This window comes from Streptomyces sp. NBC_00029, assembly GCF_045160505.1.
Taxonomy (GTDB): Bacteria; Actinomycetota; Actinomycetes; order Streptomycetales; family Streptomycetaceae; genus Streptomyces.
On sequence record NZ_CP108292.1, the window covers coordinates 73,147 to 94,202 of the forward strand.

The 21,056-nt window shown below is 70.9% G+C and carries 16 protein-coding genes and 1 pseudogene; 11 read left to right on the forward strand and 6 right to left on the reverse strand.

The features are described from left to right. Window positions 1-78: 78 nt before the first annotated feature. A complete protein-coding gene (locus tag OG753_RS00335) occupies window positions 79-201 on the reverse strand; it encodes a hypothetical protein (RefSeq protein WP_405786600.1) in 123 nt (40 codons plus the stop codon). A 181-nt stretch (window positions 202-382) separates the two neighbouring features. On the opposite strand from OG753_RS00335, the gene OG753_RS00340 reads away from it, so the two are divergent. After that, window positions 383-535, forward strand: coding sequence for a hypothetical protein (locus tag OG753_RS00340; protein ID WP_327260068.1), 153 nt, complete (start codon window positions 383-385; stop codon window positions 533-535). 120 nt (window positions 536-655) lie between these two features. Continuing rightward, entirely contained in the window at window positions 656-2,137 is a 1,482-nt protein-coding gene (locus tag OG753_RS00345) for a UDP-N-acetylmuramoyl-L-alanyl-D-glutamate--2,6-diaminopimelate ligase (protein ID WP_405786601.1), read from the forward strand. Here the strand turns inward: OG753_RS00345 and OG753_RS00350 are convergent. Continuing rightward, window positions 2,134-2,832, reverse strand: coding sequence for a TetR/AcrR family transcriptional regulator C-terminal domain-containing protein (locus OG753_RS00350; RefSeq protein WP_405786603.1), 699 nt, complete (start codon window positions 2,830-2,832; stop codon window positions 2,134-2,136). The genes OG753_RS00345 and OG753_RS00350 overlap by 4 nt on opposite strands. Before the next feature lie 136 nt (window positions 2,833-2,968). Here OG753_RS00350 and OG753_RS00355 point away from each other — a divergent pair, with 136 nt between their 5' ends. The 3 genes from OG753_RS00355 to OG753_RS00365 all read left to right on the forward strand — a co-directional run bounded on the left by OG753_RS00355 (window position 2,969) and on the right by OG753_RS00365 (window position 6,981). Further along, window positions 2,969-3,700, forward strand: coding sequence for a DUF4386 domain-containing protein (locus OG753_RS00355; protein ID WP_405786604.1), 732 nt, complete (start codon window positions 2,969-2,971; stop codon window positions 3,698-3,700). 1,251 nt (window positions 3,701-4,951) lie between these two features. After that, window positions 4,952-5,494: a hypothetical protein gene (locus OG753_RS00360; RefSeq protein ID WP_405786606.1), complete on the forward strand. Its 543-nt coding sequence runs from the start codon at window positions 4,952-4,954 to the stop codon at window positions 5,492-5,494. Window positions 5,495-5,754: 260 nt separating this feature from the next. Next, entirely contained in the window at window positions 5,755-6,981 is a 1,227-nt protein-coding gene (locus OG753_RS00365; RefSeq protein ID WP_405786607.1) for a PP2C family protein-serine/threonine phosphatase, read from the forward strand. 422 nt (window positions 6,982-7,403) lie between these two features. Here OG753_RS00365 and OG753_RS00370 read toward each other — a convergent pair whose 3' ends face one another. Then, the gene (locus OG753_RS00370; RefSeq protein ID WP_405786608.1) at window positions 7,404-7,751 is read right to left on the reverse strand and encodes a lamin tail domain-containing protein; all 348 of its coding nucleotides are present in this window, start codon (window positions 7,749-7,751) and stop codon (window positions 7,404-7,406) included. 454 nt (window positions 7,752-8,205) lie between these two features. Here OG753_RS00370 and OG753_RS00375 point away from each other — a divergent pair, with 454 nt between their 5' ends. The 4 genes from OG753_RS00375 (at window position 8,206) to OG753_RS00390 (ending at window position 15,823) form a co-directional block, all read left to right on the forward strand. Beyond that, window positions 8,206-9,372 (forward strand): S1 family peptidase, encoded by a 1,167-nt coding sequence (locus OG753_RS00375; RefSeq protein ID WP_405786609.1) that lies wholly within the window; start codon window positions 8,206-8,208, stop codon window positions 9,370-9,372. Between the two features lie 574 nt (window positions 9,373-9,946). Then, window positions 9,947-11,206, forward strand: a complete 1,260-nt coding sequence (locus OG753_RS00380) for a family 16 glycosylhydrolase (RefSeq protein WP_405786610.1) — start codon at window positions 9,947-9,949, stop codon at window positions 11,204-11,206. 134 nt (window positions 11,207-11,340) lie between these two features. Continuing rightward, window positions 11,341-12,987, forward strand: a complete 1,647-nt coding sequence (locus tag OG753_RS00385; protein WP_405786611.1) for a beta-1,3-glucanase family protein — start codon at window positions 11,341-11,343, stop codon at window positions 12,985-12,987. Between the two features lie 1,078 nt (window positions 12,988-14,065). Continuing rightward, window positions 14,066-15,823: an FG-GAP repeat domain-containing protein gene (locus tag OG753_RS00390; protein WP_405786612.1), complete on the forward strand. Its 1,758-nt coding sequence runs from the start codon at window positions 14,066-14,068 to the stop codon at window positions 15,821-15,823. Between the two features lie 725 nt (window positions 15,824-16,548). On the opposite strand, the pseudogene OG753_RS00395 reads toward OG753_RS00390, so the two are convergent. Further along, window positions 16,549-17,120: pseudogene (locus tag OG753_RS00395) on the reverse strand (snapalysin family zinc-dependent metalloprotease). Window positions 17,121-17,741: 621 nt separating this feature from the next. Between OG753_RS00395 and OG753_RS00400 the strand changes: the two are divergent. After that, window positions 17,742-18,197: a hypothetical protein gene (locus OG753_RS00400; RefSeq protein WP_405786613.1), complete on the forward strand. Its 456-nt coding sequence runs from the start codon at window positions 17,742-17,744 to the stop codon at window positions 18,195-18,197. A 361-nt stretch (window positions 18,198-18,558) separates the two neighbouring features. Here the strand turns inward: OG753_RS00400 and OG753_RS00405 are convergent, their stop codons facing one another. Further along, window positions 18,559-19,872: a hypothetical protein gene (locus tag OG753_RS00405; RefSeq protein ID WP_405786614.1), complete on the reverse strand. Its 1,314-nt coding sequence runs from the start codon at window positions 19,870-19,872 to the stop codon at window positions 18,559-18,561. Window positions 19,873-20,030: 158 nt separating this feature from the next. Between OG753_RS00405 and OG753_RS00410 the strand changes: the two genes are divergently transcribed. Next, window positions 20,031-20,258, forward strand: a complete 228-nt coding sequence (locus tag OG753_RS00410; protein ID WP_405786615.1) for a hypothetical protein — start codon at window positions 20,031-20,033, stop codon at window positions 20,256-20,258. Window positions 20,259-20,600: 342 nt separating this feature from the next. Here OG753_RS00410 and OG753_RS00415 read toward each other — a convergent pair whose 3' ends face one another. Further along, a complete protein-coding gene (locus tag OG753_RS00415; protein ID WP_327260086.1) occupies window positions 20,601-21,056 on the reverse strand; it encodes a hypothetical protein in 456 nt (151 codons plus the stop codon).

The following is a 21,056-nucleotide window of genomic DNA, read 5'->3' on the forward strand; positions in this document are numbered from 1 at the left end:
GGCCCAGGCCAGCACCAGCGTCCTGCTGAATTCAACCGGCCCGCGTGTTGGCCGGCTCAGAAATCACCGCAGCAGGCTTCACCATGACGGCCACACAGCGGTCAGTGGGACTCCGAACCGTATCCACGACAGGCCCTCGCCCCCGGAGACGTCCGTCCAGTCCTCCAGCCACTCCCTGGCCTTGGCCGGGTCCGTAGTCATGGGGCACAGGGTCCACGGGGCGGCCGGTGCGCGGGCCGCGAAAGGACCTCCAGGCGTCGGCGGCGCTCAACGTAGGGCAGGGGCAGCAGCTCGATGCCGTCGATCGCGCCTTCCCTTCCGGATCCTGTCGGCCGAGCCGGCGGCGATCCCCGGGCCGCCCGGCGGGCCGTACACTCGGCCCATGGGTCGCACACGTTCCTCGAGGCAGTGCCTGCAGCAGGCCGCCTTCGGGATGCGCCCGGCCGCCGGGGTTGCGGCCCTCGTCGACCCGGCCGGCACGGCCCTCGCCGTGGCGCCCAAGACGCGCCGTACGGCCCTGCACGGCCACGGCTAGCGCTTCGCGCCTGCGCCCTCCCCCGCTCCACATCACCACAGCAGCTTCCCGGCATGCCGCCGGCGCTGCCGCCTGGCTACGGCCGCACGCCCGGGCCCGAGCCCCCTCGAAGGGATCATTGTGAAGCTGAGCGCATTGCTGGCCGAGCAGGAGCACCACGTTCTCCAGGGTGATCCGGACACGACGCTGATCACCGCGGGAACCACCTTCGACGCCGACCGGGTGATGCCGGGCTCGCTCTTCATCGCCGTACCCGGGCACCGGGAAGGCGGCCCCGGCGCCGTCTCGCCCGCGCTGGCCCGGGGCGCCGCCGCCGTGCTCGTCGACGGCCGTGAACCCGACCTGCCGGCCGCGGCATGGCCCCCAGGCACCTGTACCGTCCGGGTACCCGACACGCGTACGGCCGCCGCGGTGGTGAGCTCCCGCTACTTCGGCGAGCCTGGGCGGCACATGGACATGGTGGCGATCACCGGCACCAACGGGAAGACCTCCATCTCGTACATGGTCGAGTCCGTTCTGCGGATCGCCGAGGGCTCCAGCGTGGGGGTGATCGGAACCGCCGGAAGCAGGATCGGCGACGAGCCGATCCCCATGCCGCCATCGGTGCTGACCACACCGGAATCTCCCGACCTGCAGTACCTGCTGGGGTACATGCGCGACCGCGGGGCCGCCGGCGTGGTGCTGGAAGCCACCTCGATGGCACTGCTGACGCACCGGGTCGACCGGACGTTCATCGACGTCGGGGTCTTCACCAACCTCACGCAGGACCATCTGGACGACCACGGGACGATGGCGAACTACCGGGACGCCAAGCTGCGGCTCTTCCAGGGCCTGTGCCGGCGTGCGGTGGTCAATGCCGACGACCCGGTGGGCGCGGGCATCGTGTCGATGATGCCGGGGGCGGTGACCACGTACGCCCTGGACCGTCCGGCCGACTACCGGGCCACCGACCTCGTGGTGACTGCCTCGGGCACGCGGTTCACCCTCCATCACGACGGACGCGCCTACCCGGCCTCGATTCCCGTCCCCGGCCGCTTCTCGGTGGCCAATGCGCTGGCCACCGTGGCGGCCTGCCACGTGCTGGGGCACGAGCTGGGCGCCCTGGTCGACGCGCTCGACCGCATGCCGCCGGTCCCGGGCCGGCTGGAACGCTTCCGGACCCCGCTGGGCACGTCGGTGATCGTGGACTATGCCCACTCGCCGGACTCCCTGGACAAGGTCCTCACCACCATCAGGGGCTTCGCCCGCGCCCGGGTGATCACGGTCTTCGGCTGCGGCGGGGACCGCGACACCTCCAAGCGGGTCGAGATGGGCCGGATCGCCGGGACCCATTCCGACCTCTGCGTCCTGACCTCGGACAACCCCCGCAACGAGGACCCCGAGGCCATCCTGGACCAGGTGGCCCCCGGCCTCACGGCGACCGGCACCCCCTTCCGGCGCTATACCGACCGCCGCCGGGCAATCGCCTTCGCCCTGTCCGAGGCGGGCCCCGACGACACGGTCCTGATCGCCGGCAAGGGCAGCGAACCGCACCAGATCGTCGGCGAAAAGCTGCTCCCCTTCAGCGACATGGCCACGGTGCGCGAGCTGGCCCAGATCTAAGGGGCCGACCTCCAGCCCTGCGCGTGGAGACGTGCGAATCCCTCGAGGAGGAGGTCCAGCGCGAATTCGAACTCGAACCCGTCGTCGCAGCCCGTGCCGATGACGGAACCCCGGTCGTGGGCCACCGACCGGGCCAGTTCGGTGACGTGGGGGTAGCGCCGGGCCATCTCCTCGTACGCGGCCGCCTGCGCCCGCTCGTCCTGCGGTGCGGTGCTCGCCGGGTCGTCGAACAGCTCCTCGGTGAAGCCCAGCACCCGGCTGCCGAGGGCGTGCATCACGTGGTGGGTGAGGTCGAGGGAGAAGCCGCCGGCCCGGAACATCGCGATCACGGAGTCCAGGTAGGCGAGTACGGCCGGGGTCGGGCCGGTGCGTGAACGGATCACCTGGGCCGCCCAGGTATGGGCGAGGAGGGCGCCGCGCGCGCCGAGGATCCGCCCGCGGACCGCGCTCTTCCAGTCGGATCCGGGGGCCCGGCCCCCGATCCCGGCGACGACGACCTCCACCATGCCGTCCAGCAACTCCTCCTTGTTGGCCACGTGCTTGTAGAGCGCCATCGGTACGACGCCCAGCTCCTGGGCGAGCCGGCGCATGCTCAGCGCCTCGATGCCGGAGCCGTCGGCGAAGGCGACGGCGGCGCGCAGCACCCGGTCCCGGCTCAAGGGGATCCGGCGTGGTTCCTGCGGCTGCTCGGGCATGTGGGCTTCTCCCTCGATCCGTTCCCGGGACGGCGGCGCGGGTGCATCCCGCCTTGACGAGTGTACGGCGTACACCTAGGGTGGGCGGCAGCTGCAAGGTGTACGCCGTACACCTTTTGAGGGGGGTCTGTTCCGCATGAGCTCAACCAGGAGAACCGCGGTCGTCGCGGGAGTGCTGTTCCTCGTCACCGAGGTCGCCGCGATCGGTGGCCTCGCGCTCTACCGCCCCGTCCTGCACGACGCCGGGTATGTCATAGGACCCGGCGCCGACACCCGCGTGTTCCTGGGGGCGTTGTGCGAATTCGTACTCGTCCTGGCGGTCACGGGCACCGGGGCCGTGCTGTATCCCGTCCTGCGGAAACGGAACGGAGGGGCCGCCGTCGGCTACGTCTGCGGCCGCCTGCTGGAGGCCGCCGTCATCGTCATGGGCATCATCGGCGTGCTGTCGGTCGTGACCCTCAGGAGGCAGGCCGAGGGCGCGGCGGGCGCCGACGACGCTTCCCTGGTCACGGTCGGCCGTGCTCTGGTGGCCTTTCACGACTGGACGTTCCTGTTCGGTCCGAACTTCGTGCTGGGCGCCAACACCCTGGTGCTGGCGGCCCTGATGTACAGCGCGCGGCTCGTGCCGCGGTACATCGCGGCCCTCGGGCTGGTCGGCGGGGCGATGATCTGCGCCTCGGCGACGGCCGTGCTGTTCGGGATCTACGAGCAGGTCTCGGTGGCGGGGTCGCTGGCCGCCCTGCCCGTGTTCGCCTGGGAGGTGACCCTGGCCGTCCGGCTGCTCCGCAAGGGCTTCGACGAAGGCGCCGACGAACGCGCCGACACTTTCGCCGACGCACGCGTTGGCGAAGGTGCCCGCATCGGGTGACCGCTCTCAGGACATCCGGGCCACGTTCCACAGCGGCAGGCTCCGGAAGGCCGGCGAGAACCGCACCGACGGCTGCGACACCCGCCGCGAGGACCTGATCGCCGAAGCCGTCGAACCGCCGGCGGTCGGCCCGCGGTGCACACTGACCGGGCGCGGCCGGTGGTCGTACGACGACGAGCAGACGTCACCTCCGCCACCGCGCCGGACATCGACCACATGGTGCCCCTGGCCGAAGCGCAGGACTCGAAGGAGGCGGAGTCGGGCTGGCCGCATCATTCCGCCGCTTCCGCAGGCTGCGCGGTGCGGTCTGAGAACGGGGGTGTCACTCGCCCAGGTGAGGGGTGGGGTTCTGGACCTGGGGTGGAGCATCCGGCGCCCGATGTTGCATGAGGTGCAACCGTCGGAGGTGTGGGGTGGGTGTGGCAGATGTGCCGGGTGCGATCCGGCTGGTCCGTGCAGGCAACGTCCGTGCGCTGGACCCGGAGCCCGCCATGTTCGACGCCATGCTGCGCGGGTGGCAGGACCAGCAGCGGAGCCGGCTGCTGGCAACGAAGACGCTCGTGGATCGCGTGAGCCCGGTACGTCGGTTCGGCGAGTTCACGGGCACGTATCCGCAGACTGGACGCCGGAGGACGTCGAGGCGTACTTCTGCGCCGAGCCTCGCTCCTACCAGGTAAAAGGGGTCTGCGACCGATGCGCGGTGCGCGACCGTCTTGGCACGCTGTTCTCCACCGTCCCGGACGACGGCTGCGGTGCGTACGCGCACATGCGGGCAGCTCTGATCGAGTGCCCTGAACCCGGCACCGTCCTGAACTGGCTACGCAACTCCCGCTCCGCGCGTCTGCTCGCCGACCTCATAGCCACGGGCCGGCCGCTCACCCACCTCGACCTTGACGCCACGGCGGGGGACGGCCGGGCCGCCCCGCGAACCGTCGACTACCTGCGCGTCCGAGGCCGCCACCGTCATCGGCCGCCGTCTGGCCGCCCACCACATCCCCGATCGGCCCGCCCGCGCCACCGCCCTCGTCGCCCTGGCCCAGGACCTGCCCCCAGCGGACCTCGGGCCGATGCTCGGCCTCCACCCCGTCACCGCCGCCCACTGGCGACGACGCGCCTCCACCGACTGGACCGGCTTACCTCGAAGCCCGTCCGACCGCCCCGCCGCGCTGACCACCGGTCGAAGCCGCGCCGTACGGCCGGTTTGGGAGGTGTCGCTTGCGGCTACCCCGAGGGAAGCCGCATTTTTTGAGCATGTTCAAATATGCTGAGGTGCGGCCACAGGCCGGACATCCAATCTCTGGGGAGAGGTCGGCGGACATGCGTGGATGGCGGGCGATGGTTCTTGCGGTGACTGGGGTAGTTCTCACAGCGTCTTGCGGGTACGGCGCAGCCATCCACGCGGCGGACATTCCGCAGGAGCAGCTGGTAGGGACGTGGACCAGCCCAGCAGGGACGTCCCTGACCTTCTCGGAGGAACACACCTTCACTGGAACGGGATTCGACAAGGTCAAAGCGATGGCTGACTGCGCCCACCCCGAGAAGCTGTCCAACGGCCGATGGGCCTTCTACGCCAGCCCCGAAGGCGACGGCCTCAACATCCCCGACGCGACCGCCACACACGGCAATGATCTTCGGCTGTCCTTCACCGAGGATCCGACGTGCACGGTTTGGGTCTACCTCTACGGGGACTTCGGCGATACAGAGGATCCCAGCATGTGCCCTACAGAGGACCCGGACGCGGGGTGTCCTCCTGACGGCTACATGAAGCGGAGCGAGGCCGGCACTCGCTCCTGACACCCATCGAAACCGGGGCACTCGCCTGACGATCAATGCCGCAGGGGCATGCTTGCCGGCTCCTTTCGCTCCCTTCGCCCTGTGGGACTGCTCTTCCAGAGACCGCAGCGAGAGAGGACGGTGCAGGGCTCTTCCCCGCGTTCGGCGTGAGCCGACATGCCGCGCATGGCGCAATGAGCCGCTCCGGCCCTATCCCGGGGCACGGTGTGCCGAGGCGGTGACCGGCGTGGGCGGGTACGTACGAGGTGGCGAGGCGGGCCATGGACGAGGCGAGCGTGGACCGGTCGGAGGGTTTCGGTGAGCGGCTGCTCGGCCTGCTGCTGGACCGGGCGCCGCATCTGCCGCCGCAGCTGATCGCCCCTCTGATCGCTGAGGAGGTGGGTAGGTTCGGAGGTCGTGACGTCTCCATCCTGCTCCAGGACTACGCGCAGGAACTGCTGGTGCCGCTTCCGGGCAGGAAGCTGCACGTCAGCCAGCCCCAGCCGGTGATCGACTCTCCCGCCGGCCGGGCCTTCCTGCGCGGGGAGGTTGTCGAGGTGCCGCAAGCCCGCGGCGGCGTGCGGATGTACCTGCCGCTGCTGGACGGCAGTGACACGGTGGGCGTGATGGTCCTCACCCTGGACGATGTCGGCGAGGACGACCGGCGGCTGCTGCGCCGGCTCGCCGGTCTGGTCGCTGATCTGCTGGTCACCAAGAACGCCTACACCGACCAGTTCTTCCTGGCCCGGCGCCGGGAGCCGATGAGCGTGTCCGCGGAGATCCAGTGGGGCCTGCTGCCGCCGCTGACGATGACCGTGCCTCAGGTCGCGGTGGCCGGCATGCTGGAGCCCGCCTACCGCGTCGCCGGTGACAGCTTCGACTACGCCCTCAACGACAACATCCTGCATGTGGCCGTGATCGACGCGATGGGCCATGGCCTGAACGCCGCCGTGATGGCGACCGTCGCGATCGGCGCCTACCGGCATGCCCGGCGCGTGTTCGTCAGCCTGGCCGAGAAGTACACGTACATGGACGACGCGATCTCCGGGCAGTTCGGCCCCGACCACTTCGTCACCGCCCAGCTGATGCACCTGAACATCACCACCGGCGAGCTGGAGCTGGTCAACGCGGGCCACCCCGCGCCCCTGCTCATCCGCGACGGCAAGGTCCTGCGGCAGCTGGACAGCGCGACGACGCTGCCCGTCGGCTTCGGCGGCGAGGAGCCCCGGATCACAGAGCACACCCTCCAGCAGGGCGACCGCGTGCTCTGCTACACCGACGGAATCATCGAAGAACACGTCGCCGGCGGGGAGCAGTTCGGCGAGGAACGCCTCATCCGCTGCGTCAACCGCCTCGGGGAAAACCCGTCGGAGGGGATGCGGGCAGATCTGCGCCGGCTCTCCCACACGCTGAAGAGCGCACGAGGCGGACACACCAGCGACGACGCCACCCTCTTCATGATCGAATGGCGCGGAGGCGCCGCCGGCCACCTCGCGGTTCTCGACTGAACGCCCCCTCCCGGAGCCGCCGCCCTCGCAGCGAACCGGCACGGGCAAGCGGGCCCCCGGGAGCGATACCGGCGCTCATCTCCCCATGGCCACCGCCACCACCGGCATCCGCCTTCGGTGCCGCAGCTCGGCCAGCAGTGCGGGCCGCCGCCCGGTGAGGCGACGGCCCGTGCGGCCCCGTCACGCAGGATCCCCGGCATGGTGCGGGGGACCCGGCGGGTGACGAGGGGTTAGGTCGTCTCTTTCGGATCTTGCTCCCCCAGCTACCGGTGGGAGGTGCCCCCAGGCCCGCGTCGCCCGGCACCGCACCTCGCCGCGTTGTCGGAGCACCGCAGTACGTCCAGTACAACGGCACTCCTCCGCCTTGCGATGCACGGCACCGGACGACGCGGGCTCGGCCGACAAGATCCAAAAGAGACGACCTAGCGGCGGCGGCCCCAGGTTTCGCTGTCGACGGTGCGGCCGCGGTCGTCGCGCAGGGTGGCGGTGTCGGAGCGGTTGTCCCAGACGTAGTCGCGGCGGTCCTGGAAGAGGTCGGTGCGGGTGGTGTTGGTGATCTCCACCCACTCGCCGTTCAGGGAACGGTTGGAGCGGTCGTCGCGTCCGGGGCTGTCGGCCTGGACCCGGCTGATCTCCACCCGCGGCCGCTGCTGGTGGTGACGGTCATCACCGTCCGCGGCGGCCGCCGGGAGCGCCGCGGCCGAGACGATCGCGCCGGCCGCCAGGACGATGGCGGCGATGCGGCGTACGGAGGAAGAAGCAGAAGACATGGGTGACGCTCCCTCAAGAACAGTGCCCCACCAGCGAAAAAGGGTGCGCCGGCCTTCGGCGAGGAGCCGGCGGGTGGTGGGGTGGTCGCCGCGCAGGGCTGCCGTGTAGGCCTTGCCGAACACCGCGTTCAGGAGACCGAGGGACGGCTGGTTGCCGCTGAGGGCGATGGCCCGGCCGGCGAAGACGTCGGCGATCGGCAGGGCGGTGCCTTCGTGGCCGAGGGCGATCGCGGCGCGGCCCCGGACCCCAACCGCGACCGCGACGTCGGTCAGGCCGGTGACGAAGTCGGCCCTCGGCGCCCGGGACAGTCCTCGGTGACCGAGTGGTCCCGCGGGTCCCGCCGCGGCGGAACCAGAACTTGGTATGGACCTGACAAATGGGGTCGGCTAGCGTAGCGCCCGACACTCTCTGAGAGCGCTCTCAAGCGTTCAATCCCCCACACCAGGAGGTCTCGTGAAACACACCACCCCCTTACGCGCCGCCGTCGCCGCCCTGCTCCTGACCGTCGGCCTGGGCGCCGCCCACGCCGGCGCGGCGAGCGCCGCCCCGCTTCCGGAGGCCGCCGCGGCATCGTCCGCCGCAGCGCCGTCCGCCTCGGCCGGACTGCTCGACGCGATGCGCCGGGACCTCGGGCTCACCGCTTCCCAGGCCGAGGAACGGCTGAGCGCAGAAAAGGCCGCCGCGGCCGTGGAGAAGGCCGCACGGCAGGCCGCGGGGGGTGCGTACGGCGGCTCGTGGTACGAGCCTTCCACCGGCCGGCTCGTCGTCGCGGTGACCGACCGCGCGAAGGAGTCCGAGGCGCGGGCACTGGGCGCCGACACCCGCCTCGTCCGGCACAGCGCCGCCGCGCTGGACCGCGCCAAAGCGCGCCTGGACACGCTGCGCGCCCCCACCGGGGTGGCCGGCTGGCACGTCGACCCGCGGACCAACAGCGTCGTCGTCACGGTCGTACGTACCGAGCGGGAAACCCCCGCCGTACGGGCGTTCGTCGACCGGGCCCGGGCCGGCGGCCCCGTCACCGTCGCCGAGACGGCGCAGGCGCCCCGTACCTACGCCGCGGGCACCGTCGGCGGCGACCCGTACTACACCGGCAACGTCCGCTGTTCGATCGGCTTCTCCGTGTACGGCGGCTTCGTGACGGCTGGGCACTGCGGGCAGGCGGGGGCCGCCGTGCGCGGCTGGGACGGATCCGCGATGGGCACCTTCCGGGGATCCTCGTTCCCCGGCAACGACTACGCGTACGTCGGCATCCACAGCGGCTGGTGGACCGTACCGGTGGTGCTCGGCTGGGGCACCATCCCGGACCAGCTGGTACGCGGCTCCGCCGAGGCACCTGTGGGCGCCTCGATCTGCCGGTCGGGGTCCACGACACACTGGCGCTGCGGCACCGTCCTCGCCAAGAACGAGACCGTCAACTACAGCCAGGGCGCCGTCCACCAGATGACGAAGACCAGCGTGTGCGCCGAGGGAGGCGACTCCGGCGGCTCGTTCCTCAGCGGGGACCAGGCCCAGGGCGTCACCTCCGGCGGCTGGGGCAACTGCTCGTCCGGCGGCCAGACGTGGTTCCAGCCGATCAACGAGATCCTCGGCCGCTACGGCCTGACCCTGCACACCGCCTGACGCTGGACACGCCTGGCCCTGCGCACGCCTGAGGTCGGCGCGGCACCAGGTCCTTCCGGGCGCGAGCACCCCACCCGGAAGGGCCTGGCGCCCGGCTTCCGGTACGGGGCCGGCGGCGCTGCTCGTCGACCTGTCCGGTGTGCCGCGGACCGACGCCGGTGCACCGCACGCCGGTGCACCGAATGCCGGGCTGCGCGGTGCCGGGCACCGGCGCATGGACGAGGAACCGTCGGCCGGGGCCGGGTGCGGGGCCGGGAGTACGCGGTCCGGACGCCCGCACGGAGTACCCGCGGCGGCCGTCCGGCCGGCGATCACGTGAGGCTCCGATTCACACCTCTCTGCATCAAGCCAGCCTTAAGAGATCGTTAAGCCGAAGGCCACAAGAGAAAACCCCAGGTCAGAGGCGTGCGAGGAGTGTCGCCTGACGTTGCCATGACAGTTACCCCTCCGTAATACTCACTGCCTCGGGTGACATTGCGTCACGTTTGAGAGCGCTCTCGTACCCCTCCTGTCACTCTTCACCGCTCGCCCGGCCCGCCCCCCTCCTCCCCCGTTCAGACAAGGAACCATGCCCATGGCTGCTGCTCATCGCGCACGTCGCCGCTCTCTCGGCGGAGTGGTGCTCCTCGTGACCACCGCCCTGGTCGCGGCGGTGCTCATGTCCTTCACCCGTTCGATGGCCCCGCCCGCGGGTGCCGCAGTTGTCGCGCAGACCTGGTCGGACGAGTTCGACGGCGCGGCCGGCCGCGCTCCTGACGCCGCCAAGTGGACGCTCGAGACCGGCGGTTCGGGCTTCGGCAACCACGAGCTGCAGTACTACACCAACAGCACCTCGAACGCCGCGCTCGACGGCCAGGGCAACCTCGTCATCACCGCGCGGAAGAACACCGACGCCGGCCTCGGCTGCTGGTACGGGCAGTGCCAATACACCTCGGCCCGGCTGAACACCGCCAAAACCTTCACCCAGGCGTACGGCCGCTTCGAGGCCCGCATCAAAATCCCGCGCGGCCAGGGCATCTGGCCCGCCTTCTGGATGCTCGGCAACGACCTCGGCAGCGTGGGCTGGCCGGGCAGCGGCGAGATCGACGTCATGGAGAACATCGGCCGCGAACCCAACACCGTGCACGGTACGGTGCACGGCCCCGGCTACTCCGGAGCGGGCGGCCTCGGCGCCGCGTACAACCTGCCCGGCGGCCGCGCCTTCGCCGACGACTTCCACGTGTTCGCCGTCGACTGGAGCCCGAACTCCCTCGTCTGGTCGGTGGACGGCACCACGTACAAGACCCTCACGCCGGCCGACACCGGCGGCAACAAGTGGGTCTTCGACCACCCGTTCTTCATCATCCTCAACCTGGCGGTCGGTGGGGACTGGCCCGGCAGCCCGGACGCCTCCACGTCCTTCCCGCAGACGATGACCGTCGACTACGTCCGCGCCTCCTCCGCCGGCGCCCCCTCCGCACGCCCGATCCGTGGCATCGGCGGCATGTGCGTCGACGTCGCCGGCGGCTCCGACGCCGACCGCACCCCCATCCAGCTGCACGACTGCACCGGCAGCGCGGCCCAGCAGTGGACCATCGGCGGCGACGGCACCGTCCGCGCCCTCGGCAAGTGCCTGGACGTCGCGGGCGGCTCCACCGCCGACGGCGCCGTCGTCCAGCTCTACACCTGCAACGGCACCAACGCCCAGAAGTGGACGTACACCGCCGCCCGTGACCTCACCAACACCGGTGCGGGCAAGTGCCTGGACGCCAAGGGCAACTCCTCCGCCGACGGCACCCGGTTGCAGACCTGGACCTGCACCGGCGCCGCCAACCAGAAGTGGACGGTCGGCTGACCCACCAGCCCCGCCGCCCTCCCCTCTCCCCCGTCCCTGCGTCCGACCGCTCCCCCGCCCGACCTGAAGAAGAACGGACCCCCACCGTGACGGCTCGCCACCAGCGAACCCTGCCCCGTAGAAAACTCCTCGCCGTGACAGCGGGCCTGGCCCTGGCCGTGCCCGCCGCGGCAGCCTGGCTCGAGATGAGCGCCAACGCGTCCACCACCGCCACGCTCCCCCTGGACCTGGTGAACACCACCGGCAACAACACGGTGTACGCCTATGTGCTCGGCCGTGACCCCGCGGCCGGCGGCACCTGGGCCTTTGTCCAGGCCAACGGCTCCAGCCTGTACCACCCGCCGGCCCCGGCCAACGATCAGACCCCGCTCGGGGCCGACTGTGCCATCCCGCTCAACGCGTCCGGCGCCGGAGCGCGGAGGGTGACGCTGCCGCGCCTGGACAGCGGCCGTATCTACTTCTCCGTCGGCACGAAGCTCACCTTCCTGGTGAACCGCGGCGGCGGTCTGGCCCTGCCGTCGGTGAGCAACCCCACCGACCCCAACGCGAACATCGCTCACGACTTCTGCGAGTTCACCTTCAACAGCGACCAGTTGTACGCCAACATCACGTTCGTCGACATGGTCTCGCTGCCGATCGCCTTCCAACTGGAGACCGGGCAGGGCACCCAGACGGTGCGCGGGCTGCCCGCCGACGGACTGTCCCGGGTCGCCGCAGCGCTGCGGGCCCAGTCCGCCGCCGACGGCAGCGACTGGAGCCGGCTGATCGTCACCGCGGGCGGCCGCGACGTGCGCGTACTCAGTCCCAACCTGGCGATACGCGGCAACAGCGACTTGTTCCGCGGCTACTTCGACGGCTACGTGGACGAGGTGTGGAACAAGTACCGCTCCACCGACCTGCGCATCGACACCCAGTTCACCTGGGGAACCGTCACCGGCCGGGTGAACGGCGACGTCCTCGCCTTCCCCGGGGTCGGCAGCTTCGCCAAGCCGTCCACCCTTTCGATCTTCTCCTGCAGCGACGCGCCCTTCACCACGGGCAACGACCTGATGGGCAATATCAGCGCACGGCTCGCCGCCGCCTTCAACCGCACCACCCTGCTGGACAACCCCCACCAGCCGACCGCGGAGAAGCCCGCCGCCTTCTACACCCGGCCGCGCACCAACCACTACTCCCGCATCCTGCACAACACCACCCCCGACCATCTCGGGTACGCCTTCCCCTACGACGACGTGCACCCGGACGGAGTCGACTTCGAGGGCAAGGTGCAGTCCGGCACCCCCGGCCGCTGGACCATCACGGTCGGCGGTGTGGCCGGCGGCGGCACACCGGCCCCGACGCCGACCGCCACCGCCACCGCCCCGGGCGGCGGGGTCAGCGCCTTCACCACCATCCAGGCCGAAGCGTTCAATGCCCAGTCCGGAGCACAGGTCGAGGCCTGCTCCGACGGCGGCGGCGGATCCGCCGTCGGCCATCTGTCCAACGGCGACTGGCTCAAGTTCTCGGCCGTCGCCTTCGGCTCCACCGGCGCCACCCGCTTCGACGCCCGAGTCGCTTCCGGGGCCGCCGGCGGAGTCAGCGGCCTGGTCCAGGTCCGCCTCGACAGCCCCACAGCCACCCCGGTCGGCGGCTTCGCCGTCGCCAATACCGGCGGCTGGCAGGCCTGGCGCACCGTCCCCGCCGACATCCGCCGCACCACCGGAACCCACGACGTCTATCTGACCTTCGACAGCGGCCAGCCCTCCGACTTCGTCAACGTCAACTGGTTCTCCTTCGCCTAAGGGCTGTCCCGTAATCCGCGGTGGGTCAGCGCACGGCGTCAGATGCGGTGCATCGCAAGGCGGAGGGTCGTACTCATACCGGGCGTATTCGGGCGATCCGACAACGCAGCGAGGTGCCGTAGCTGGCGTCGTGCGCCCGCCGGGGATTACGGGACAGCCCTTAGGGTTCCTCACCGGGCGCGGTCTCCTCGAAGCCGGCCCCACGAGCGTCGGCCGCAGGCCTCCCGGACAGGACGGGGCGACCTGAGGAACACCGGTGCCGTCAGCCGAACAGGGAGAAGGACGCGGGTCGAGCGGGAGCGGGCGGCCGAGCAGCCCGCGCAACTGGTCGAAGCGCAGGAACATGCCCGCGCTGACCCGCGCCCGACGTCGGCCGTTGGCCGCGCCCTCGGTACCGGGGCGCCAGTCGATCCAGTAGGTGACGGCGTCCCGGTCGACCGGTCCGGGGGCCTGGGTGTGCAGGGCCACGAGGCCGCGCCGGCAGTCCATGAGGCAGCGGAAGAGCAGGTCCGGACGGCCCAGCCCGTACAGCCGGTGGGCTGCCAAGAGTCCTCGTCCTCCAGCGGGGCCACGACGGCCGCGAGGGCCCGGTGGGCGGCGTGCAGAGCGCGGACCGGTTCGGCCCGGACGGGTTCTGGGGGCGGGTCCTGGTCCTGAGTCGGGCGACCGCATGGCAGCCGCCGCCTCCGTCCGACGCTCCGCCGGGGCAGTCACAGCCAGCGCCGCCACCGTAGCCCTCGGCCCTGTCGGCGCGATCGGCATCTTCTGCCCCTCCTGGCCACCCTGGCATTCCTGCCCGCCGTCCGTTTGCGCGCGCCAACCAGGGAGATCTCGTCGGCGAAGCCGCCGCTGCGGTAGCGGCCGCTGCCGCAGCGGCCGACCCGCCGGTCGGAGTCCCTCACCCCATCAACTACACCTGGGTGAAAAGGAATTGGCGCATAAAAGTCCACCGGCGTGGTCAATGGCACGGCATGCGCGGCACGACTGGAAGTGGGAACCGTTCACGCGTGGATGTGTGTCTCCAGGCAAACAGCGAGACGTGTCCGGGCGGGTCCCGGCTCGATCCTCAGGGGGGATCTTGACTTCATCGCACCGCGGAAGACTGAGTGCACTGGCCGCCGGCGGCGTACTGGCCCTGGCCGTCAGCGCCCTGGCCGCCGCCCCGAGCAGCGCCGCCCCGCAGCCCGGCATACCCGAATCCGCCGCCGCCCGGCCATCGGCCGGCCCGGCGGCGGATTCGGTCCCCGAGGCCGCACCGGGCAGCGATCGCGAGTACCCGAGCGTCGTCATGCCCGACCGCGCCGTGCGGCCGGCGGCGCCGACCGCCGCCAAGCCGCGGCACGATGTCGACGGCGACGGCATCAGCGACATGATCGTCATGGAGTTCGACCAGACCACGGCCGTCTATCTGTCGTCGATCTCGACCTGGAGCCAATACACGATCTACAAGACCGACCCCGACCCCTCCGCCTCGTTCAAGGACCTGCTGCCGGTGGGCAACGTGGGCGGCACCAGCAAGGCCGAGCTGCTCTCGCTCTCCTTCGACGGTGTCCTCACGCTCTACGAAGCCGGCCTGACGAGCACGTCGGCGCCCCTTTGGTCGGGCCGCGGATGGCAGATCTACAACCGCGTCATGGCCACCGGCGACCTGACCGGAGACCGCCATCCCGACTTGCTGGCCCGGGACCACGCCGGCGACCTGTGGCTGTACACCGGCACCGGAAGCGTGAGCAAACCCTTCAACACGCGGGTCAAGGTCGGCTCCAGCTGGGGGATCTACGACCAACTGGTCGGAGCCGACGACGTCGACGGCGACGGCCTGGGCGACGTCCTCACCCGTACGCTGAGCGGTGAGTTGTGGTTCCACAAGGGAGCCGGCAGCGCCACCGCCCCGCTCAAGGCCCGTGTCAAGGTCAGCACCGGCTGGAACGCGTACAACGTGATCACCGGCTCGGACGACGGTGACGGCGACGGTCTGAGCGACCTGCTCGCCCGCGACCGGGACGGCGTGGAGTACTGGTTCAAGTCGGTCGGTGGCGGCAAGTTCGCCGCACCCGCGTACTTCGGCAGTGGCTATGAATTCAACAAGTTCATCGTCGGCGCGGGCACCACGCCGCTCTACGGCAAGGGACAGAACCTCGGCACCGAAGCGGACGACGACCTCGCCAAGTACAGCGCCCTGGCCAACGGCGACTACCGGTCGCCACCGGTCTGGGCCGGCAAGGAGACGCCCGGCTCCCGCAACACGTACGCCACCGGTCTCAACAGCCGCAACCACGCGACCTACGTGCAGAACATCGGCAGCGACCTGTACATCCAGGGCGAGCGGGTCAGCACGACGTGGAACTACACCATGACGGTCGGCCCCGGTGACCTCACCGGCGACGGCAAGGGCGACCTCCTCGGTCGCGACTCCGCCGGCACTCTGTGGCTCCATCCCGGCGACGGTGCGCTGGTGACCAGGTTCGGCGCGCGCATCAAGGTCGGCACCGGCTGGAACGGCTACGACGCGCTCGTCGGCGCGGGCGATTACTCCGGCGACGGGCGGCCCGACCTGCTCGCCCGGGACGCCTCCGGCCGCCTGTTCCTCTTCAAGGGCACGGGCACGGCCACCGCGCCGTTCGCCACCCGGGAGCAGGTGGGCAGCGGCTTCGACCAGTACGACAAGCTGTTCGTTCCGGGTGACATCGACGGCGACAGCAAGGGCGACCTGCTCTGCCGTCTTCCGAACGGCGTCGTGTACCGGTACTCCTCGACGGGCAAGGCCGGTACCGAGACCTTCGCCGCCCGGGTGAAGTTCGGTACCGGTTGGAACCTCTACAAGAACATCGTCTGAGTCCCGAGGCTGCCCGGTCGCGAAGCGGCGACGGCACGGGTCCGGTCCACCGGCACCAGCCGGCGGGCCGGACCGGTGTCCTACGGCCGGTGCGGCCGCCCAGGGACGAACAGGGCACTTCACGAGTCCGGGTTCTGGCCCGTCCGTGGAGCGGTGACGCTCAGTGCTGTTGGACGGCTGTGCGCACGGTGATGTGCCACCACGACCGACGGTGGTGTCGATGGGACGGTCGGCCATGCCTGTCCTGGCAGACGCGGACCACCTGGCCTTCCAGGTGGACGCGGTCCGCACCGGCCCCGAGCTGTTCCGCGCCGAGGATCAGTTCACGCCGGGTTGGGCGCTCATCGGCTTCTGCTCGCGGGCGGCTGCGACGGGCAACGGTAGGAACCGACGGGGCACGCCCCTGCCGTCGGTGAAAGTTCATGGTGCAGACCCTCGCCGCCGCCGGCGCGCTCCAGCGCGAGCGCGCGGGCGAACGGGAGGTGGTCCGTCGGGCCCGCTCCTTTCTGATCGAGGCGATCGAGCGAGCCGGCGCCGGAGAGTTCGACAGCTCGGCCACGAGCCTTCCGAGCCGTGGGTGCAGGGGCCCACGAAGTTCACCGCTTGAGCAGTACCCGCGCCCGAAACTGCTTCCCGAGGAAGGCGTGGCAGTGGACCGGCACGGCCGCCCTACGGGAGTCCCGTCCCAGCCGGAGCCCGCACCGGCCCACCCGCCGACTCGCCGGTCAGGGGGCGTCGATGAGTACCCGGCCGTCGGTCGGCACGGCTGCCGCGAACCCGTTCGCGTAGGCGTTCTGCACGCGGGACCGCTCCGTCGCGTTGGGCACGGCGTTGGTGCAGGCCGTCCCGGCGCTGGACCCGGACATCAGCTGCGAGCACGGTCCCGGTTTGGTGTCCGGGAGGCCCAGGCTGTGGCCCAGCTCGTGCGCAGCGATGCGCGTCTTGTCGTACCCCTGGCTCACGGCCTGCGCGCCGAGTTCGACTCGGACCTGTCGCCCCGGACGGACCGGACCGAGGGTGGCTTGCGGCCAGCCGGTGGTGGCCACGATGACGATCTCGGCCCGGGCCCCGGGCGCGGCCTCCACCAGCCGTACGTTGCTGACGTTCGCGTTCCAGGAAGCGACCCGGCCGCAATGGCCGCTTCCCAGCCGCCGGCTCGGCTGTCGTCGTATCGGAGTGTCACTATCGCTGCGGTGGCGTCCGGTATGGGCGCGGGTGCCGCGGTCGCGGCGGTTGCAGCCGCGAGGACCAGCGCGGCGGCAGAGGTGCCGACTTTCAGCCAGGTGCCCAGAGACATGGTCGTCTTCCTTCATGCGTGGGGGGACCCGGCCCCTCGGCGGAGCCGGGGCACTGGAGACGCCGCCACCGCCCGCCTGTGGCCCGCGAGTCCGGACAGCCGCCCCTCCGGAGCCCTAAGAAGGTAGTCCCGAATCCCACTATCCCGTCATGCACCTGCCAGCCAATTCCCGCGGGCCCTCCGGCCGATGCCCGGACAGCGGGCGGCCCGGCCGCCAGAACAAGATGCGAACAGGCGCTCCGATCCGCCCCGCCGGGCTGTCCAGGACGTGGGTGAACTCGGTGGCGCACGCGGGCCGCGATTGCGGGAACGCGGAGCCGGGAAAGAGCAGCCCATCGCGACGGACGAGGCCACCTCCCACACTGTTGGGCTGCCGGACGAGCGGCCTCCGGCCCGCCGACGCTCCGCTGCCCGGCGCCCGTGGTCCGCGCCCGGCATGGCCGCCGCGCTCACAGCCCTGATCAAAGGCGGTCTAGGCGGTGGCGGGTGCCTGGCCAGTGGGCTCCGCCAACGTGAAGCTGCAGGTCAAGGGTTAGACCGTCCGGCAGTTTCCTGATCTTCGTCATCAGCGGGCGACTAGGGTTGTCCTGTGGATCTTGCGCCGCTGGGCCGGTTGGCCAGATGGCCGTTGCGGGCGAGGTGGGGAACCTTCGGGCCACGGTCGCGAGGGTAGATGAAAGGGTTTTGATGCCGGATAAGTCTTCTCCCCTGTGGTGGCTGTTCGCCACGATCAGTGTGGTTGTGTATCTCGCCGCGCTGTTGCCCGGGATGGTGAACTGGCGGCAAAAGCTCTGGGTGTCATGCGGCCCGGTGGCAGGGTTCGTGGTGCTCACCGCCTCGAGCGTCAAGCAAGAGTGGTCTCTGAGCGAGGTACTTCCCGTCTACTGCGGGATAACCCTGGGGATCGCGCTGGGGGTTGTGGGGCACTGGAAGGCCATGCGCAGCTTCATGACGTGGCGTGCGGAGAACCCGGCCAAGCCTGATGACGAGGGGCCGGATGTGCCCTGGGTGCTGCAGATGGCGTTCACTCTTCCGATCTTTTTCGGTGGCACGATCTGGTACATGAACACCTACTGACCTCGGCGGTTGGCTTCGCGGTTCGTCAGTACGGGCAGGGCGGGCCGGAAGTGGTGGCAGGGCGCTTCGAGCGTCGATGTCCGGGCGGGATCCCTCGACGGCCGGCCGCCCGCGAGGTTCTTCTGTTGGACGACTCTCAGCATGAGCAGGAACCAGCGGCTTGCCGACACCCGCGATGGCGATGTACCGGTAAGCCGCGAACCGGGGAAGGATCACAGGCAATTCCGCTGCTGCACCCCGTGCCGCGACGACGTGGACCAGACCGAACAACACCCTCAGCCTCCGACGGCCGTGGGCGGCCCCAGCGTCCCCGGGCGGGGCCCAACCCCGGGGCCGCTCACGCCTTCGAGGAGGTCATAAGTCATAGGTCATACATGTATGCGTAGTCGGTGGGGTCGACGGAGCAGTACCTCGCGTCGCGTACAGCCTTGAGGATGAACCCGACGAAGAGCACGAGGGCTCCGCTGCCGACGAACCACCCTCCGGCAGCCGTCAGGCGGGCTTCCAGCACCGGCCCGGTGTACTGGAACAGTCCGATGCCGAAGAGCACCACGCCGACCACGAAGGCGCCCCTGGATGCCAGCTGGAGCCTGTCGACGCGGTCTCTCAGCTGCGGCTTCGGATGGGCGGCCACCGGGATGCCGGCCCCGCCGTCGGCCTGGGTCGCGTCCCGGGCAACCGGCGGCCGCCCCGTCTCTTCGCCGTCCTCCCGCGGGGCGGGATGACGGTCGAGGACCCGGCCGACGGCCTGCTGTGCCGGGGCGAGCGGCAGGTCCTCGACGTGTTCGTCCTGGCCGGCTCCGGCTGCCGCGAGTTCCGCCTGGAGGCTCACCAGGTCCTCGCGCAGCCGGGCGGACTCGACGCGTAGGCGGTCGCGTTCCTGCCGGAGGGCTGTCGCCTCGGCGGCCGAGTCCTCCAGCAGCCCGCGGACGATTTGGATCTCGTTCTCCTGTGCGAGCAGGTCCTGGCCGAGGCGCGCTTCCTTCGTTTCCCGGGCCCGTAGCTGCTCCGCGCTGTCGGCTCGCGCCCGGTCGAGGCGGGCGTCGAAGGCGGTGCGGTCCCGTCGGCGAGCCTCTTGTTCCTCCTGGAGCAGGGCGTTCAGGCGGGCGGTCTCCTGCTGATGGTCATGCTGCCGGGTACGGAGTTCGTCCTCGGCTGCGGTGAGGGCCTGGCCGGTCGCTTCGTGCCGGACCAGGAGGTCGTCGTAAGCGGCCTGCCGGCGGCGGTGCTCGCCGATGACCTCCTCCAGGCGGGCCTGGACCCGGTCATGGAGGAGGACGGTCTCCTCGTAGGCGTCGGCCATCGCCAGGCGCTCGGCGAAGGCCGGGTGCACCTCTCCGAGGGCCGCGGTGTGCAGGCGCAGCGACAGGGACCGGACCTCGTCGCTCGCCCCGCAGAGCTGGACGATCGCCTCGACCGTGGAGCGCTGGGGAAGCCGGTCGCCCGAGAGGTTCTTAGAGAGGGTCGAGGCGCTCATGGCCGCGCCCGGGGCGACGTTCTTGCTGGCCAGGTCCGCGGCGTCGATCAGGGACCGGAGGTGCCGGACGAGCGCCAGCTTGTGCGGACGGTTCCTGAAGACCTCCGGTTTCAGCGGGTTGAGTGGTCGGCGGCCGGGCCGGGGCCCTGCGCCTGCGGTGGCTTCGCCGCCGGTTCCCTCCTCGGCAACACCCGTCATGCCTGTTCTCCCGGTTGACAGTTGCGGAAAGAAGATCGTTTCCCTTGGCGCACCCATTGCCGGGACGTGACGCTCGAACCACACCCCGCGGCACGGCCTCAGCGGCAGAGCGGCGGCGGTGATGTCCTGCGACCTTCCATGTACTGAGGAGAACCATCGTGCCGAGCCGTCGTCCCCCGCGTGGCAGCTTTCCCGTAGATCTCGCCGTGTTCCTGGCGGTCCTGGTGACCGGCGTCGTCCTCGTCCTCGTCGGCCGTGTCTCCCCCGAGGCTCTCGCCGGCTACGCCTCCGCTCTGGCCGGCCTGTACGCGGCCTGGCACCACCGCCCCCGGAGCGGGCACGCCGAGCAGAGCCCTTCCGAAGCCCCGCCCGCACCCGAACGGTAGAGACCGCCACCTGCATCGGCGAGATCATGCACGAGGTCCACCGAGCCGGGGGATCCCGGCGGAGGAGATCGTCCGCATCCTGCGCACCGCCGTCTCCATGGACGGCAGGATGAACGACGAGGACCGCACGGCCTCCTTCACAGCGGGGTGTTGATCCGGCCGTGGCGGTCCATGTCGACTCGCCGGTGTCGGGGTCGACGCCAGTCGAGCCCGACACCGGCGGGGATGGTCCGGGCTCACGCGGGGTGGGGGAAATGACCTGCGGCCGGTGAGGGGTGACGCTCTGGAACAGGTGGGCAGCGGCGGGCCGGAGACCTGTTCGAGGCTGACCTGCCCGGCCGGTCAGCCTCGTGGCCCCCGGGTCTCCTCCTCGCGACGGAATGCTTCGTCGCAGGACTCGGTGATGCGCCTGGCGACCAGGGTGGCGGTGTTCAGGAGGCCTCCGTTGTGCAGCTCCAGCCGCCAGGGGCCGCTGCTCAGGGCCACTCCCGGGACGGGACCCTCCCGGCGGGCCATGACCTGCCAGCCGCGTGCCTCCAAGGCGGTCTCCAGGGCGGCCAGTCGGGCCTCGTCCGCGGGGCCGTCGCCAGTCCAGTCCGCGATGCAGTCGGCCGTCCCGCCCCCGTCCGAGGTAGGGACCGGGCCTGCAGGGATCCCGGCGGCCGCGGCCGCGGCGGCGAGTTCCGCCGAGACCGCGGCCCGCGAGGGGTCGCGTGCGGCGCGGAGCGCGGTCTTCGACGACGCCGGTTCCCGGATCCAGCCGTCGCCGGCGGGGTACTCCTCGGCCGGGGCCGCCAT

Coding starts and splice junctions, on each gene's coding strand:
- OG753_RS00405 (WP_405786614.1), bottom strand. CDS start 19,872: ATGACGGGTGTTGCCGAGGAGGGAACCGGCGGCGAAGCCACCGCAGGC.
- OG753_RS00350 (WP_405786603.1), bottom strand. CDS start 2,832: ATGCCCGAGCAGCCGCAGGAACCACGCCGGATCCCCTTGAGCCGGGAC.
- OG753_RS00400 (WP_405786613.1), top strand. CDS start 17,742: ATGGCCGTTGCGGGCGAGGTGGGGAACCTTCGGGCCACGGTCGCGAGG.
- OG753_RS00360 (WP_405786606.1), top strand. CDS start 4,952: ATGTTCAAATATGCTGAGGTGCGGCCACAGGCCGGACATCCAATCTCT.
- OG753_RS00370 (WP_405786608.1), bottom strand. CDS start 7,751: ATGTCTTCTGCTTCTTCCTCCGTACGCCGCATCGCCGCCATCGTCCTG.
- OG753_RS00335 (WP_405786600.1), bottom strand. CDS start 201: ATGACTACGGACCCGGCCAAGGCCAGGGAGTGGCTGGAGGACTGGACG.
- OG753_RS00340 (WP_327260068.1), top strand. CDS start 383: ATGGGTCGCACACGTTCCTCGAGGCAGTGCCTGCAGCAGGCCGCCTTC.
- OG753_RS00380 (WP_405786610.1), top strand. CDS start 9,947: ATGGCTGCTGCTCATCGCGCACGTCGCCGCTCTCTCGGCGGAGTGGTG.
- OG753_RS00355 (WP_405786604.1), top strand. CDS start 2,969: ATGAGCTCAACCAGGAGAACCGCGGTCGTCGCGGGAGTGCTGTTCCTC.
- OG753_RS00415 (WP_327260086.1), bottom strand. CDS start 21,056: ATGGCGGCCCCGGCCGAGGAGTACCCCGCCGGCGACGGCTGGATCCGG.
- OG753_RS00365 (WP_405786607.1), top strand. CDS start 5,755: ATGGACGAGGCGAGCGTGGACCGGTCGGAGGGTTTCGGTGAGCGGCTG.